The sequence below is a fragment of the Actinoplanes sp. SE50/110 genome (genome assembly GCF_900119315.1).
GTDB lineage: Bacteria > Actinomycetota > Actinomycetes > Mycobacteriales > Micromonosporaceae > Actinoplanes.
The window spans coordinates 3,247,820-3,263,914 of the sequence record NZ_LT827010.1 but is presented as its reverse complement, the minus strand read 5'-3'; the positions used below and the strand labels follow the sequence as shown (position 1 = coordinate 3,263,914).

The following is a 16,095-nucleotide window of genomic DNA, read 5'->3' as shown; positions in this document are numbered from 1 at the left end:
GGGTGAAACGGCTGATCACAAGCGGCGGCGCCGCCACGGCCAGCGGGCCGGGCGACGGTACAGCTCGGCGAGCCGGTCGTCGACCACGGTGCGCACCCCGGCGAGCGCGATCACCACCATCTCGCGCAGCCCCGCACAGGTGCGGCAGGCCTCCACCGTGCACTGCTGGCGGTGCTCCATCGCGGTCATCACCAGGCGCTGGGCCAGCATTCCCGAGACGTGGGCCCGCTGCGCCCAGGCCGGACGGTCCTCGATGTCGGCCCGCCAGCGGTCGACGTCCTGGTCGGTGACGCCGTAGAGCTCCGCGGCCTTACTGATCTGTGTCAGCGAACTCTGCACATCAGCTTCGGCCACGCGCGCATCATAGCGCCGCGGGGATGATCCGCCAGCGCGGATGGGCGAGCCCCGGGTCGGGCCACCGGCCCCGCGGCGACTGCGCGCCGTTCGCGGTCGACATGTCGTTGATCGCCGGCGCCTGCTGCGAATGCGTCACCCGCAGCTTGACATTCCCGTCCGGAATCGGCTGCCAGTGGTGATCGGCGGTCCCATTGTCACTGAACTGCACCGCATTCGCGGAGTCCGCGGACGCCCGAAGGCCGTTCCTCAGGGAGTGCATTCGCCTACACGCGTCCGGCGGGTCGGCGAGGGGCGGGAAGTCCCGCGGACCGTGGTCGGCGGCTTCCTCGTCCGGCCTGCCGGACGGTCGTCACCGGGTGGAGCACCGTCACGGCGCCGGCGTCGCGGACAGCGGAACAGCTGTCACCGGCCGGCTGAGCAGGTCCGGTTCCGCCTCGGGCCGGCCGTAGAAGTAGCCCTGCAGCAGGTGGTAGCCCAGCTCACGCAGGGCCTCGGCCTGCTCCGCGGTCTCCACGCCCTCGGCGACCGCGGTCAGCCCGAGCCCGTCGCTGACCTGGATCAGCGCGCGGGCGATCACCGAGTGCCGGCCGGGCTCGGTGACCCGGTCGACGAACGACTTGTCCACCTTGATCACGTCGACCGGCACGGTCTGCAGCAGCCCGAGCGACGAGTGCCCGGTGCCGAAGTCGTCCAGCGCGATCCGCACGCCGATCTCGCGCAGCCGGTGCAGCGCGGTCACCGCCTGCCCGCCGCCGAACACCGCGGTCTCGGTCACCTCGACGGTCAGGCAGCCGGCCGGCAGTCCGGTGAGGGCGAGGATCCCGGCGACGGTGTCCGGGAACTCCGGTCGGGCCAGCTGGCGCGCCGACACGTTCACGCTGATCCGGTCGGGCGCGTCCGGCCCGAGTTCGGCGCGCCAGCGGACCAGCCGCTCGCACGCGGTGCGCAGCACCCACGCGCCCAGTTCGACGATCAGGCCGGTCTGCTCGGCGACCGGGATGAACCGGTCCGGCCGGACCATGCCCTGCACCGGGTGCTCCCAGCGGACCAGCGCCTCCAGCGCGGTCACCCGGCCCTCCGGCACCCGCACGATCGGCTGGTAGAACACCCGGAACTGGTCGCCCTGCAGGGCCGCGCGCAGCTCCGCGCCGAGCCGCGCTGCCTCGCCGGCCCGCTCGTCGAGCGCCGGCGACCAGTGCCGGAACGGCTCCCCGGTGCTCTTCGCCGCGTGCATCGCGGCCTCCGCCCGGCGCAGCGCCTCGACCGGCTCACCGGCCTCGGCCAGGCCCAGGTTCGCACCGGCCAGCAGCTCGTGCCCGCCGGCCGGGACCGGGGCGGCGAGCGCCGCGACGATCCGCCGGGCGATCTCCTCGACCGGCACGTCCGCCGGCGCGAGCAGCGCGAACTCGTCCCCGCCGAGCCGGCTCAGCAGGGCCCCGGCGGGGCTGGCGGCGGCGATCCGGCCGGCCACGACGGTCAGCACCCGGTCCCCGACCGGACGGCCGAACTCGTCGTTGACACTCTTGAACCCGGTCAGGCCCAGGAAGATCACCCGGAGTGTCCCGGTCCGCGCCGCGTGGTGCAGCGCCTGCTCGAACCGGCGCCGGTTGGGCAGCCCGGTCAGATCGTCGTGCAGGGCTTGCTGGCGCAGCTCGGCGGCCTGCCCGCGCACCCGGCGCATCAGCATGGCGACCTGCGCCGCGGCCAGCACGGTCAGCGCCGCCGAGCCGCCGCCGAGCACGACCCGGTCCAGCCGATTGCCGCCCACCCAAGGCAGGAACAGCATCGCCGGGGGCAGCAGCGCACACACGGTGGGCAGCACGTACTGGACGCTGCCGGCGCGCGGGGGGCGTGCGGCGGCGGGTTGCGGCGCGGCGGCCATCGACGGGTGCAGCGCGGCGGCACCCCAGAAGAGGTACGCGATCGCCCACCCGGAGGAGAAGAGCGCGCCTTCCGGGTAGCCGTGCATGGTCGCCACCGCGTCCGCACCGTCGGTCACCAGCAGCAGCGACGCGGCGGCGGCCAGCAGCCGCACGGCGGCCGTGCCACCGGCCCGGCTGGTGACCAGCCCGGCCACCATGACCAGCAGCAGCAGGTCGCCGGCCGGGTACGCGGTGGCGATCACCCCGGCCAGCCCGGACCCGGCGTTGTCGGCGGCGATCGGGTGCACCACCAGGATCCAGTAGACCAGCCCCAGCCCGAGCCCGGCGATCAGCGCGTTGACCACCCCACCGGCGCGGGACCGGCCGCGGAACAGCAGCCACAGCCCGGCCGCCAGCATCGGATAGGCGGACAGGTAGAAGACGTCGGCGACGGACGGGAACGGGTCCTGGTGCGCGATGTACTGGAAATACTCCCAGAGCAGGTCACCGGTGACGGTGGCGGCCTGCCCGGCGCTGAGCCAGTACCAGGCGCGGGCCCGCTCCGGCCGGTGCAGCCGGACGCCGGCCAGCACGGCCAGGGCGGCGAGCAGGCCGATCGCGTTGTAGCCGAGGTTGGCGGCCAGCCCGCTGCTGGGCAGCAGCGCGCATCCGCCGGTGACGGACACCCCCGCCACCAGCCACCACCGCCACACCACCGATCGCCGCACCCCGTTCCTTTCGGCCGGACCTTTGCCGTCTTGAGGCTCCACCGCCCAGGTCACACCCGGCGGTGCGGGTCGGGCGCCGCTGCCGGGCCGGCCCGGCAGCGGCGAAGGGTACCGCGGACGGCACTCCCGGGTCGGTCGATCGTCGGGACGGGTGATGCGTGAGCCACCCCACGGTGGGCACTATGGACGGAACGGCCCACCAAGGAGGCAGCGTGCCGCAAGCGACCATCGTGTTCACGCCCGGATTCCCGATCGATCCCGCCGTGGTGGCCGAGGCCTGGTCCGCCGACGCCGAGGCCCGGGAGCTGCTCGCCGAGGGCGAGAAACCCTATGCCGCCGACGTGCGCCCCACCGGCTACCACCTCGATCCGCTGCAGGCCGTGGTCATCCCGCTGACCGTCAACGTCGCCGCCGACCTGCTGGTGCTGCTCATCACCCGGCTCCTGGACCGGCTGCTGCCCGAGGGCGGCGCACACCGGCCGAAGGTGGACGTCCTGCCGGCCGAAGGTGAGGATCGGATCATTGCCGTCACCGACAAGGCCGGCGAGTAGCGCGCCCGACTCGATCATCGAGATCGCGGAGCGGCAGGTGCTCGGCGACGGGTCGTTCCGGGCGACGGTGCGGTTCAGCGGCTACGACGGCGTCTCCTCCATCACCGTGACCGACCGGCGGGGCGCCGCCCTGGAGGAGGCGCTCGACTGGTACTTCGAGTCCTACCAGACCATGCCGGTCGACTCCGGCGGGCGCCGGGAACGCACCGAACGGGCCCTCGTCGACTACGGTGTCGACCTCTTCGAGCAGACGTTGTCCAGCCGGGTCAACGACGGCGAGATCTTCCGCCGGTACGCCGAGCACCGCGACAACCGGTTCGCCGGCTGTCGCCTGCGGATCTCCGGGACGGAGGCCTTCCATCGCCTGCGCTGGGAAGCCCTGCGGGAGTCACCGGACGACGAGCCGCTCTCGGTACAGATGCCCGTCGAGCGGTACGCCCAGGAGATGAAGCCGCCGTTCCGGTTGCCCAGTCCCGGGCCGATCCTCAACGTACTGCTGGTCGCGGCGCGGCCGGACGGCGCGGCGGACCTCAGCTACCAGCGGATGTCCCGCCGGCTGCTGGAGTTCTCCTGGACCGCCGGCATCCCGGTGCGCGTCGGGCTGGCCCGGTCCGGCACCTGGCGCGGCCTGGTCCGGCATCTCGACGATCCCGCGGTCCTGGACCGGCAGCGCGGCTACCAGGTCATGCAGCTCGACATGCACGGCCGGATGCTCAGCGACGAGCAGCTGCGGGAGGGCATGGCCACCGGCCGGCTCCGCCCGCACGAGCCGATCGCGCCGTTCACCGGGCGGGGCGCCTTCCTGCTCTTCGAGACCGGCACCACCGGGGTCGCCGACCCCGTTCCCGCCAGCAAGGTCGCTCAGCTGCTGGAACGTCACCGCGTCGCGGTCGCGGTGATCAACGCCTGCCAGTCGGCGCAGGGCTCCGACAACGAGGCCGGGCTGGCGCAGCGTCTCGCCCAGGCCGGCGTGCCGGCAGCGGTCGGCATGGCGTACTCGATCTCCGCCGAGGCGGCCGAGCAGGCGGTGACGACGATCTACCGCGGGCTCGCCGCCGGCATGCGACCCGACCAGGCGGTCCAGGCGGCCCGCAAGCAGATGTACAACGACAACGCACGCACCGCGCTGCACCAGTCGTTCGCGTTGCAGGACTGGCTGCTGCCGGTGCTGTTCCAGCAGCGTGAGGTGAACCTCGAGCTCGAGGAGATGACCGACGAGCAGGCACAGTCCTGGTTCGCGTCACTGACCCACGCGGGTGAGGAGCCCGACGTCCTCGGGCGCGACGTCGACGTGGTCACCGTGGAACGGCTGCTCCTCGACGCCGGCGCGCCGAACAGCCTGCTGCTGCACGGCGCGGCCGGGGTGGGCAAGACGGCGTTCGCCGGGCTGCTCGCCTGGTGGTGGGTGCGCACCGACCTGGCCCGCCGCGCCTTCACGTACTCGTTCCGGAAACGCCGGTGGTCGGCCCGGGACATCGTGCACGACATCGGGCGCAAGCTGTACCCGGAGGCCGACTTCGAGCGATTCTCCGCCGCACCGTGGGACACCTGGCTCGGCCGGGTGTCCAACCGGCTCCGTGCCGAGCGTTTCGTGCTGATCCTGGACGCCGGTGACGACCCGATCGACGCGGACGCGGACCTGTCCGGCCTGCTCGCGCTCCTGAAACAGGGCGCGACGCTGGTGGTGATCGTCTCCCGGTTCGAGGAGCCGGAGCTGACCGCGCGCCTGAGGTCCGCGCGGTACGAACTGCGGCCGATCCAGCCGGCCGGCATCATCGTCGCCGCGCGCCGTCCGTCCGCGCCGCCGGACTCGCCACCGGCGGACCCGCCGTCGCCGGGCGTGCCGAAGCCGGCACCGCCGGCTGTCGAGAGGCCGGCGCGGCCGGGAACTCCCGTCTCGCGAATGCGGCCGCTTCTGGCATCGGTCGCGGCCGTCGCCGTCGTGGCCGGGGTGGTCGCGGCCATCTCGCTCTGGCCGCACGACGACAGCGGAGCGCAGCCGCCGCCCGGCACGACGACGACGGCCGCGACCGCGGGCACCACCTCCCCCGCCGTGGCCGCCACCGGTGACCCGGACTGGGTCACCGGCCCGCTCACCGGCGCCGCGACGGTCGCCGCGCCGAAACCCGGAACGCCGATCGGCCAGTGCGTCACGCTGACCGGGACCTCGTCGCTGCCCGCGGACCGGACCGTCCTGGTCGCGGTCCGGCGTGCCGACCGGTATGCGGGCGAGCTCTTCACCTATTTCCGGATCGCCGACTGGGACCAGCCGCACGCCGCGGACCGGTGGAGCGCGCTCGTGCCGCTCGGCAACAGCGGCGGACAGCTGTACACCCTGGTCGTGCTGACCGCCGACCTGGAATCGGTCCGCAAGGTGTGGGCCGCGGCCAAGCGCGACCCGACCAGCGCGACCCCGGTGGCGGGACTGCAGCGGGCCGCGCAGATCCAGATCCGGCAGACCCGCGCCGATCAACTCTGCTGACCGGCGCGGCCGCGCGTCACGAGCACTCGGCGGGACCGGGCCCGGCCACCCGGGCCAGGGTGATGTGCGCCGCGATCGTGCTGCCGGCCGGGTTGTCCGGCGCGTGCCAGCCCTCCGTCTTCGCGTTCCGCAGCGCCTTGGTGGCCAGCCCCAGGTCGACGATGAGCAGCTCCACCCGGAAGTGCTGACCCACCGAGCTGTCCTTGGACCCGAAGTACTGGGCGCCCGTCCACGCTTTCAGGTCGCCGGGGTACTCCCAGTTCTTCACCGCCTCGAAGTAGCGCTCGGCGTTCCCGTTGTCGGTGTTGCGCACGCCCAGCACCAGTGTCTTGTCGCCCGGCAGGTTCGCCTGTCCGGTGAAGATGGCGCACTGGTTGACCTGCGCCCCGTCCGCCGGGCTGAGCAGTTTGGCCGTGCCGGTCGGTAGCTCGGTGGTGGCCGGGCCGGCCGGTGGCCGGGCCTGCCGGTCGTCCCCCTCGGTTTTGTCGTCGCAGGCGGTGACGGCGACCAGCAGGGCCGCACCGGTCACGATGGCGAGGATCCGGCGATGCGTCATGGCGCTCTCCTTCGGGGGCTCAGGATGTGCTCTCGCACGGTGCGGAGATCTTGTCCACGCCGCTGGGCAGCTCATCACGGGGATAGTCGGCGTTCTGGATGTCCGCATCCCGGTTCGCGGCCAGGGCCTGCCGCGCCTCCGGGGAGCGGGCCGCGACCACGGAGAACTGCCGGTGCTGGCCGGGGGTTCCGGAGCCGTGCAGCAGGTGCACGACGTAGGACTGCCGGCCCACCGCGCCACTGACCGGACGCTTCGCGTACCACTTACCCTCGCTGCGGGTGACGATCCAGTACTGGTCGCCACCGGCCTTGACGCAGACCCGGACGGTCACGCGCGGGTCCGGCCCGGTCCGATCCGCATCGTCGACGGTGATCGAGGCGTCGTGGCCACCACACTTCGCCCGCGGGTCGGGGGTCTGCGTGCTCGGGTGGGTGGCCGGTGACGTGCTGGGCCGGCTCGGCGTGGCGGGCCGGCGGGAGGGGTGCGTCGATGCCGAGGGCTTCGGGTCGTGGCGGGACCGCGACGGACGCGGCGGATCCGGGGAGCGCGGCGGCTTCGTCGGCGGCGTCGTGGTCGGCGGGGGTGCGGTGGTGGCCGCCGCCGACCGGCTGGTGGGTGGCGCCGAGGGCGTCACATACTTGACGATCTGCCGGGCGTGACCCTCCCGGATGACGTAGGCCTCCGGCCCGCGCACGTCGTCGAGCCACAGGAATCCGTCGCGCCGGTGCACGTCCAGCTCCATCCGGCCCGGCGCGTGGAAGTCGAGCACGTCCTGCTCCGGCAGGCCGGCCGACAGGCCGAGCACGTGCACCCGGCCGGCCGCCGGATCGGCCAGGTACAGCCGGCCGTCGGCGAGCGCGCCGGTTCCGGGGGTGAAGGCGAGCGGCGCGCTCCACGGCCGGCCGGCGGCCCACACCCGCACCTCGCGGCCGGCGACGACCGCGAACGCCCGGCCGTCCGGCGCGGCGGCGAAGGTGGTGGCCGGCCCGGGGGTGAGTGTCCCGGCGGTCGCGGCCGACCGGCCGCGCACCACGGTGATCCCGCCGCGTTCCGGGTGGTAGACGGCGACACCGTCGGCGACGCCGTCCATCAGGACCGGGCCGCCGGCGTGCTCATCCGCGACGGGGGACACGCCGGTGGCGTCGACCCGGGAGAGCCCGGCGGAGGTCGCCACGTACGCCGCGTCCGGCCCGGCGGCCACGGCGACCGTCCGGCCCAGCGTCCAGCTGCCGGTGGGGCGCAGCGTGGCCGGATCGAGCCGGGTGACGGTGTCCGCGCCGACCTGATAGACGTCGGGCCCGGCGGCGATCACCGGGTCACCGGCGACCCGCTCGGCGCGCCCGGCCCGGACGTCCACCCGGGACACCTGTCCCGCGGTCGTGGCGAAGACCGCGCCGGGGACCTCTGCGGACAGGTGGACGCCGTGCGCCGCCGGGGCGTACGGCACGGTGTCGATGATCTGCTCGGCCGGCCGGGACACCAGGCCGTTGGCCCGGACCAGCGCACCCCGGGCGGACGCGAGCCACATGGTCGCCGATTCGGTCACCGGCACCGGGCGTGCGGCCGGCCCGTGCACGAACACCGCCGCGCCCAGAACGACCGGGAGCGCGGCGATCAGCGCGGCCGGCGTGACCTGGGCACGGCGGAACGGGCGACGGTCCTGATGGGTCATTTCGGTCACCTCACCGGGACCACTGTACGGTCAGCCGACGCTCCGTACCCGTCCACTGACGAGTGGAATCGGCGGCCCATGTGGACGATCGCGGTGGCCGGAACGGTCGATCTCCGGCGTGCGATCGGATGACAATCCGCCATCGGATCTTCACTGGAAGCTACCGTGGGGGCCCGATCGGCCACCGGGCCGGCGGTAGGGAGGCACGATGCACCTCGACGGGCAGACGCCGGCCATCGCCGATGACTTCTCCCCGCGATTCGCCGCGTTGACCGCCGAGGTGCGCAGAACGGTGTACGGCAAGGCCGAGGTCGTCGAGAAGGCGGTGATCTGCCTGCTCGCCGGCGGCCACCTGCTGCTCGACGACCGCCCCGGGGTCGGCAAGACCACCCTGGCGAAGGCCCTCGCCGGGCTGCTCGCGGGCGGCACGGTCAACCGGATCCAGGGCACCCCGGACCTGCTGCCCAGTGACATCATCGGCACCTCGGTGTACGAGCGCGGCCGGGACGACTTCACCTTCCGGGCCGGCCCGGTGATCGCGAACATCGTCCTCTTCGACGAGATCAACCGATGTTCGCCGCGCACCCAGTCCGCGTTGCTGGAGGCCATGCAGGAGCGACGGGTCACCGCCTTCCGGCACGAGCAGGACCTGCCGGAGTTCTTCATGGTGATCGGCACCCAGAACCCGCTGGAGAGCCTGGGCACCTATCCGCTGCCCGAGGCGCAGCTGGACCGGTTCCTGATGAGACTCAGCCTCGGCTACCCGGATCGGCAGGCCGCGCGGGCCCTGCTCAAGACCCACGGCCGGCCCGATGCCGCGCCGCCCGACCGGCCGGAGGACGCGGCGTCGGCCTGGCCGGTGTCGGTCTTCCGGGAGATGGCCCGGCAGGCCGCCGCGCTGCCGGTCAGCGACGCCGTCTACGACTACCTGCTCGCCGTCGTCGAGGCGACCCGCACGCACCCCGCGGTGGTGCTCGGCGCCAGCCCCCGCGCCAGCGTGGACCTCCTCCGCGCGGCCCGCGTCTCGGCGCTGGTCCGGCGGCCCGCGGGCACCCCGGAGCAGCCCGCGCACCTGCGCCCGGAAGACGTCCGCGACGTCGCGGCCGACGTGCTGGCGCACCGGCTGATGCTGACCGGCCCCGGCGGCGCGCCGGAGCAGCGGGCGATCGTGGAGAGCATCCTCGGCACCGTCCCGACCGGCCAGGTCCCGGTCACCCGACCGCGGAACGCCCGGCGATGACCCCGAACGGTGTGCTGGTCGCCGTGGGCGGCGCCGCCGGGACGGCCGGCTGGCTCCTGCTCGGCTACCCCGCCGCCCTCGTCGTCGCCCTGCTCGCCGCGGTCCTGCTCGCGGCCGGTGTGCTGCTCCGACTGACCGCCGGCGGGGGCGCCCGGGTGGAGCTGGGCTGCGCGGTGACACGGGCCGAGCGCGGCGACCGGATCATCGTCTCGGTCGCCGCCGACCGGCGCGCGCTCGTCCGGCTGCGCATCGACCCCCCGGGCGAGCGGGTGGATCTGCCGATCGGCCGCTCCCCGCGGCAATGGACCAGTCCGCCGCTGCCCCGGGGCCGTCTCCTCATCGTCGCCGAGGCGGTCACCGTGCACGATCCGTTCGCGTTGTGGCGGCGGCAGCTGCCGTTCACCAGCGAGGCGGTCCACGTCACCGTGATGCCTCGGCTGCTGCCACTGGAGGCCGCGCCGCCCTTCGTCGACCGGCAGGAGGACGGCCGGGCCGCGAGCCTGTGGGGTCCCGGCGTCGCGTTCGCCGGCCTGCGGGAATACGAACCCGGGGACGACGTCCGGCACATCGACTGGGCCGCGTCGGCCCGCGCCGGCGACGACCGGCTCTATTCCCGCCAGTTCGCGCCCACGCTGACCGACAGCCTGGTCGTCGTCCTCGACCACCACGCGCCGGCCGGGCAGGCCGGCGGTTTCGAGGATGCCGTCGACCTCGCCTTCTCGTTCTGCCGCGCGGGCGCGAGCCTCGCCCTGTCCACCTCCGGACGCGTCTGGCCGGCCGGTGCCGAGGCCGACGCACAGCTGCTGGCCGTCCAGCCGACCACCGACGCCCGGGTGCTGCGCCCGGCGGCCCGGGCCGGGACGACCGTCGTCGTCACGCCGGACCCGGGGCGCCGAGCCGCCCTGCAGCCGCTGTTCGCGCAGGACGACCTGATCCTCGTGGCGGCCGACGGCCGGGCGCCGCTGCAGTGGCGCCGATGGCTGCGCCGATGACCACCCGTGAGCGGATCGGGGCGCTGGTGGACCGGCTCGCCGCCGGTGCCGCGGCGACCGCCGCCGGGCTCACCTTCGCCCCGGCGTTCGCCGGCGGGCACGTCCCGTCCGCCGTCACCGCGGCCGCCGTACTCACCGGACTGCTCACACCGTACGGCCGGCCCCGCCGGGCGGCGCTCCGGGCGCCGGTGGCGATCCTGCTGGCGCTCGGCTGCGGGATGCTCGCCGCCGTGGCGGCCGGTGCGGCGCCGCGCCGCACGCGGGCGCTCGGCGACGTGCTGGCCGGCGGCCTGAGCGAAACGCTCCGGGTCACGCTGCCGCTGCCCGAGCGGTACGCGGTCGTGCCCACCGTGCTGGCCGCCGCAGCCGCGGCGGCCGGTGCCACCCTCGCCCGCCGCCGCACCGGCGGGCTGGAGGCACTGATCCCGGCGCTGGCGGTAGCCGGGTGCGGCATCGTCGCCGCGGGGATCTCGACCCGGCAGACCGTCCCGTTGGCGATCGGCATCGTGGCGGTGCTCGTGCTGCTCCTGCGGCCGGCCGCGGCCCGGACGCTGCCGGCCGCGGCCGTGGTGCTCCTCATCGCGGCCGCCGCCCTGGTCCGGCTGCCCGCGACGCCGGACGCCGGCACGGCCGATCCGCGGCGGTACTTCGTCGCGCCGCAGCGGGCCAACCGGAGCGCCGACCTGCTGGACCAGGTGGCCGGCTGGCTGTCCACACCGACGCTTCCGCTGTTCACCGCCACCGGCGATCCGGTGTCCCGGTGGCGGCTGGCGGTGCTGGACACCTACGACGGTGTGAGCTGGTCGTCCGGGGCCGCCTTCGTACCGGCGGGCCTGGGCGTGCCGCCCTATCCGGCGGGCGGCCCGGAGCCGGGCGTCCGGCAGCACGTGGTGCTGGGCGCGCTGACCGGACCGTACCTGCCGGCCGCGGACCGGCCGGCCCGGGTGACCGAGCCGGTCACCGCGGTCGACCCGGTCGACGGCGTGCTGCTCACCGACCGCCGGCCGGCCACCGGCGCCGCCTACGACATCGGCTCGGTGCCGCACACCGCACCCGCCGAGCCGATCGTCGCCCCGGCCGCGGCCGGCGACGCCGCGGAGACGGCGGTGCCCGCCGAGATCCGCACCGCCCTGCGGACCTTCCTGCGGTCCGTCCCGCTCCAGCCGGGCATGACGGCGGCGGCGCGGGCCCGCACGGTCGAGTGGTATCTGAGCACCCATCGCCGCAATGTCACCGGCGCCGCCGCGACCGCCGGCACCGGCTCGGTGGTCCGGCTGCTCGGGCCGCGCGGCATCGGCACCACGGTCCAGTTCGCCACCGCGTTCGCCCTGCTCATGCGGGAACTCGGCATTCCCTCGCGGCTGGTGGTCGGCTTCCAGCCGCACACCCCCGGGGCCGTGTACGGGGCGGACGCCCTGGTCTGGGCCCAGCTCCGCTACGCCGGGCCCGGCTGGGTCGACTACCAGCCCACCCCGCCCGCCGTCCGGCCCGGTGACACGGTGCCGCCACCGGCGGGCGCCCCACCGGACGAGGTCACCCGGGACGTCCCGACGCAGACCCCGCCGCCGGTGGCCGAGCCGGCTCCCGCACCGGCCCGGCGGACCGTGACCCTGCTGCTGGCCGCGGCGGTGACGGTCGGCGGATACCTCGCCGTCACCCTCGTGCTGCCGGTGCTGCGCCGGGCCTGGCGGCGCCGCGGCGGACCGCCCGCCGACCGGATCGCCCGGGCCTGGCACGACGTGCTGGACGAGGCGGCCCACGGCGCGCTCGCGCCGGCCCGGATCCGCACGATGACACCGTTCGACGTCAGTGCCGCGCTCGCCGCCGCCGGCGGCCGGGACAACCGGGCGCTGGCCACCCTGGCCGCGCTGGCCGACAAGGCGTTGTACGGCACCCAGCCGTGCACCGCGGCCGAGGCGGCCCAGGCCTGGCGGTGCGCCCGGCCGGCCCGTTTCCGGCTCCGCCGCTGGCGCACCCTGGTGTATCCGAGCCGCCTGCGCACCCGCGCGCGGTGAGCCGCCCGGCCCCGGATCAGCGGCGCCAGGCTTCCCGGATGTTGACCAGCAGGACCAGCAGGGCGGCCGCGAAGAACGCGAAGTTCACCAGGTAACGGCCGTCCAGCCAGAGCAGGGCCAGCAGCAGCAACGCGACGAAGGCCAGCAGCAGGCGCAGCAGCACCGCCCAGAACTTCTGCCGGACCAGGCCCTCGACGGTGAGCAGGGTGAGCAGCAGGATCAGCGCGGTCTGTTTGCCGGCGATCGGCAGCGGCGAGACCACCGCGCCCAGCGCCCACAGGATCAGCGGCGTGCTCAGCACCGCCCACCAGGAGCGGGCCCGGCCCAGCAGTCCGGTGGCGGTCTCCATCGGCAGGCGGCGGTGCAGCAGGTGCGCGTGCGGGTCCTCGACGACCGGCCAGACGGTCGCCATCCGGCTCTGCTCGTCGGCCAGCCGGGTGCGTTCCATCCGCAGGGCGAGCAGCCGCTGCTCGTCGGCGGCGAGGGCGCGGACCTCGGGAGCGCCGGCCGGCAGGCCCGCCGCGGACACCGCGAGGTCGTGCCGCAGCGCGTCGATCTCCCGGTCCAGGGTGTCCAGGCGCTCGTCGTTGCGCCGGGCGCGGATCTCGGCCAGCTGCCGCTCCGCGGCCTGGTTCGGGACGACCTTGGACAGGCCGGCCCAGCCGACCGGATCGGCCCACGCCTGCCGCACGGTGCCGTCGCGGGAATAGCGCGGGCCGGCCGGGCCGCGTTCGCCGCCGAGCCGGTCCCGGGTGTCGCGGCCCCACAGGCCGCGGAAGTCACGCACCCACGGGGTGTCGTCGCCGATCAGGACCGGGTGCCAGCCCTCGTCGTGCCCGGGTCCGATCGCCCGGCCGTCGCCGCGGGCATAGTCGACGTACGGGATGCCGAGCGTCTGCCGGTCCTCCCCGGACCACGGCGCGAGCAGCCGCGCCGACCAGCGCAGCGCCCGGACCAGGCCGCGCAGCTTCGGCGGGCGGACCGTGATCAGGTAATCGCCGGGCAGGTAGGCGCCGGAGTGCGAGCCGGCCCCGCTGAACACCACCGGGTGCCGGTCCTCGGCGACGGCCAGGTCCGGGTCGTCCCAGCGCCGGCGCAGGTCGTCGCCGACCTCGTCGTGCGCGGAGAACACCACCCAGCGGGCCGGCGGCAGACCGTCCTGGTCGATCACCCCGGTGCCGTCGAGATAGACGGTGACCTGCTCCCAGTCGCCCTCGTGCTCGTTGACCCCGCCGAACGCCGAGCGCCAGTTGTTGAACGAGTAGAAGAACCAGTACTGCAGGACGATCCACGGCTCCTCGCGGAACACCCGGCCGTAGTAGGTGGGGCGGTGCGGCTCCAGGTGGTCGCGCTGCAGCAGGAACGAGTGCGCGGCGCTGCCGCCCGGGACGCTGCCGCGGAACAGCAGCGAGAACCGGTTCATCGCGTCGACCAGCCGGGCGGTCAGGCCGACCTGGGCGAGCCGGCTGGCCCGGGCCAGGTGCGGCGGGCGTTCCCGCAGCGGGATGTGCGCGTGGTGGGTGGTGTCCCCGCCGATCCCGGACAGCGAATACCGCAGGCCCTGCTCGGCGCCGCCGGCCGTGGCCAGCCGGTCCAGGGTGAGCTCGCCGGGCCGGGCCACCTGCACCGGACTGGCGCCGGGCTCGGCCCGCCACAGGCCGGCGCGGCTCACGTACCTGTCGACCGAGACCGGGAAGAACCACTCCCCCTCGGTGAACCGGACCACCGGCTCGTAGGCTCGCAGCAGGAACAGATCGTCCTCGATGCCCAACTCAGCTGGTCCCTTCCGCGGCGCCCCGCCCAGCGTATAAGGCCTCCCGCGCGACCGGGATTCGCGTTCTGGTACTCCTTTCCCAGCACCCCAGGGGAGGACACTGATGACCCACGGACCCGAACAGGCGATGTCGGCACCGGCCCGGCGGCCGGCCGCCTTCACGCCGCAGGAGCTCGGCTTCACCCCGGCGAAACCGGTCGCCTGGCTGTCCCCCGTGCAGTTGGCCGGCACCGGGCTGCGGGTGGCACTGGCCGGCATCCAGGGCGGCTACCTGGACAAGCGGGAGCTGCAGGCGTCGTTCCCGAACGACGTGCACCGCGAGGCCGGGCCGGACGGCGAGGCGTGGATCGACTTCGTGGCCGACCTCGGCGACGGCTTCCACGCCACCTACTCGATCGCGTACCTGCTGGCCCAGCCCAGCCTCAAGGTCGGCGAGCACGACCTGCCGCGTGGGCGGGCGCTGATCCTCGGCGGTGACGAGGTGTATCCGACCCCGAGCGCGCAGGGGTACGAGGACCGTCTGGTCGGGCCGTACCACGCGGCGATGCCCGGCACCCCGCCCGGCGACGGCGCCGGTCCGGCCATGTACGCGCTGCCCGGCAACCACGACTGGTACGACGGGCTGACCGCGTTCCTGCGGCTGTTCACCGGCACCCGGCGGACCGGGATCGGCGGGTGGCGGCTGCCGCAGCACCGGTCGTACTTCGCCGTCCAGCTGCCCGGCGACTGGTGGCTGCTGGCCCTGGACGACCAGGACTCCACCTACATCGACGACCCGCAGCTCGCCTACTTCAGCCGGGTCGCCGCGAACTTCGGCCCGCAGACCCGGGTGATCGTGGCGACCGCCAGCCCGACCTGGGTGCAGGGCGACGACGTGCCCGAGGTGTACGCGTCGCTGGACTACTTCGTGCGGGCGGTGATCGAGCCGACCGGGGCGAAGATCCGGCTGATGGTCTCCGGCGACTGGCACCACTACGCGCGGTACTCCGGCGCGGAGCGGGAGCTGATCACCTGCGGGGGTGGCGGCGCCTACCTGTACCCCACCCACCAGCTGCCGGAGACGATCGAGGTGCCGCCGGCCGACCTGCCCTCGCCGTCGCCGCGCGTGAAGTACAGCCTCCGCTCGCGTTTCCCGGGGAAGTTGCGGTCACAGGCGTACGCGGCAAGCATTTTCGGTCGTCTGCCCAAGGACAACCCGAGCTTCATCGGCATGATCGGCGCCGTGCACACCATGATGCTGCTCGCCGCGAGCGGGGTCCTCAAGAGCGGTTTCGGCAGCCCGTTGCAGAAGTTCGCGCTGGCCCCGCTGGTCGTGCTGATGGCCCTGGTGGTGGCCGGGTCGTACGCGTTCGCGCACCTGAGCAGGTCGGTCCGCGGCGGGTTCCGGCGCCGGGTGCTGGGCCTGCTGCACGGCGCCGCGCACCTGGCGCTGGCCGCGCTGGGCACCTGGGCGTGGTGGGAGCTGCCGCTGCACGACTGGCCGTGGCCGTGGTCACTGATCGCCGAGATCGTCATCTACGGCGTGGTGTCCGGGCTGGCCGGCACCGAACTGGTCGCGGTCTATCTGCTGATCGCCGCCCGCTTCGACGTGAATGTGAACGAGCTGTTCTCGGCACAGGGGATCGTGGACTCGAAGTCGTTCCTGCGGTTCCACGTGGCCGCCGACGGCACCCTGACCATCTATCCGATCGGGGTGCGCAAGGTGTCCCGGCGCTGGCGCGCGGTGCCGGACGGCGCTCCGCACGAGTCGTGGCTGGCTCCCGACGACCGGCTGCGCCCGCACCTGATCGAGGCGCCGATCGTGCTGACCCCGGACCCGCAGGCGTCGTCCACCGCGCCGGCGGCTTTCCCCGCCGCGGAATGAAG

12 protein-coding genes are annotated in these 16,095 nt (G+C 74.5%); 6 read left to right on the top strand and 6 right to left on the bottom strand.

Features of this window, described 5'->3' with window-relative positions; translation table 11 throughout:
• Nucleotides 1-15: 15 nt before the first annotated feature.
• From ACSP50_RS14495 to ACSP50_RS14485, 3 genes are all read right to left on the bottom strand, one after another.
• A complete protein-coding gene (locus ACSP50_RS14495; RefSeq protein WP_043511343.1) occupies nt 16-354 on the bottom strand; it encodes a hypothetical protein in 339 nt (112 codons plus the stop codon).
• A gap of 7 nt (nt 355-361) precedes the next feature.
• Nucleotides 362-565: a hypothetical protein gene (locus tag ACSP50_RS14490; protein WP_043511345.1), complete on the bottom strand. Its 204-nt coding sequence runs from the start codon at nt 563-565 to the stop codon at nt 362-364.
• 159 nt (nt 566-724) lie between these two features.
• The gene (locus ACSP50_RS14485; RefSeq protein ID WP_014689651.1) at nt 725-2,947 is read right to left on the bottom strand and encodes a bifunctional diguanylate cyclase/phosphodiesterase; all 2,223 of its coding nucleotides are present in this window, start codon (nt 2,945-2,947) and stop codon (nt 725-727) included.
• Nucleotides 2,948-3,159: 212 nt separating this feature from the next.
• Here ACSP50_RS14485 and ACSP50_RS14480 point away from each other — a divergent pair, with 212 nt between their 5' ends.
• Entirely contained in the window at nt 3,160-3,498 is a 339-nt protein-coding gene (locus tag ACSP50_RS14480) for a hypothetical protein (RefSeq protein ID WP_014689652.1), read from the top strand.
• Nucleotides 3,470-5,980, top strand: coding sequence for a CHAT domain-containing protein (locus tag ACSP50_RS14475; protein ID WP_155123503.1), 2,511 nt, complete (start codon nt 3,470-3,472; stop codon nt 5,978-5,980). Before ACSP50_RS14480 ends, ACSP50_RS14475 begins: the two co-directional genes overlap by 29 nt.
• Nucleotides 5,981-5,996: 16 nt before the next feature.
• Here ACSP50_RS14475 and ACSP50_RS14470 read toward each other — a convergent pair whose 3' ends face one another.
• A complete protein-coding gene (locus ACSP50_RS14470; protein ID WP_014689654.1) occupies nt 5,997-6,536 on the bottom strand; it encodes a hypothetical protein in 540 nt (179 codons plus the stop codon).
• Nucleotides 6,537-6,555: 19 nt separating this feature from the next.
• A complete protein-coding gene (locus ACSP50_RS14465) occupies nt 6,556-8,208 on the bottom strand; it encodes a hypothetical protein (RefSeq protein ID WP_014689655.1) in 1,653 nt (550 codons plus the stop codon).
• Nucleotides 8,209-8,416: 208 nt separating this feature from the next.
• On the opposite strand from ACSP50_RS14465, the gene ACSP50_RS14460 reads away from it, so the two are divergent.
• From ACSP50_RS14460 to ACSP50_RS14450, 3 genes are read left to right on the top strand one after another with little or no spacing between them, the layout of a single operon-like run.
• Entirely contained in the window at nt 8,417-9,448 is a 1,032-nt protein-coding gene (locus tag ACSP50_RS14460) for a MoxR family ATPase (protein WP_014689656.1), read from the top strand.
• A complete protein-coding gene (locus ACSP50_RS14455) occupies nt 9,445-10,440 on the top strand; it encodes a DUF58 domain-containing protein (protein ID WP_014689657.1) in 996 nt (331 codons plus the stop codon). Before ACSP50_RS14460 ends, ACSP50_RS14455 begins: the two co-directional genes overlap by 4 nt.
• Nucleotides 10,437-12,455, top strand: coding sequence for a transglutaminase domain-containing protein (locus ACSP50_RS14450; RefSeq protein ID WP_014689658.1), 2,019 nt, complete (start codon nt 10,437-10,439; stop codon nt 12,453-12,455). The genes ACSP50_RS14455 and ACSP50_RS14450 overlap by 4 nt, the downstream gene beginning before the upstream one ends.
• Before the next feature lie 16 nt (nt 12,456-12,471).
• Here the strand turns inward: ACSP50_RS14450 and ACSP50_RS14445 are convergent, their stop codons facing one another.
• On the bottom strand, nt 12,472-14,226 hold the full coding sequence (locus tag ACSP50_RS14445) for a hypothetical protein (RefSeq protein ID WP_014689659.1): 1,755 nt from the start codon (nt 14,224-14,226) through the stop codon (nt 12,472-12,474).
• Nucleotides 14,227-14,332: 106 nt separating this feature from the next.
• Between ACSP50_RS14445 and ACSP50_RS14440 the strand changes: the two genes are divergently transcribed.
• Nucleotides 14,333-16,093, top strand: a complete 1,761-nt coding sequence (locus ACSP50_RS14440) for a hypothetical protein (protein WP_014689660.1) — start codon at nt 14,333-14,335, stop codon at nt 16,091-16,093.
• Nucleotides 16,094-16,095: the final 2 nt, after the last annotated feature.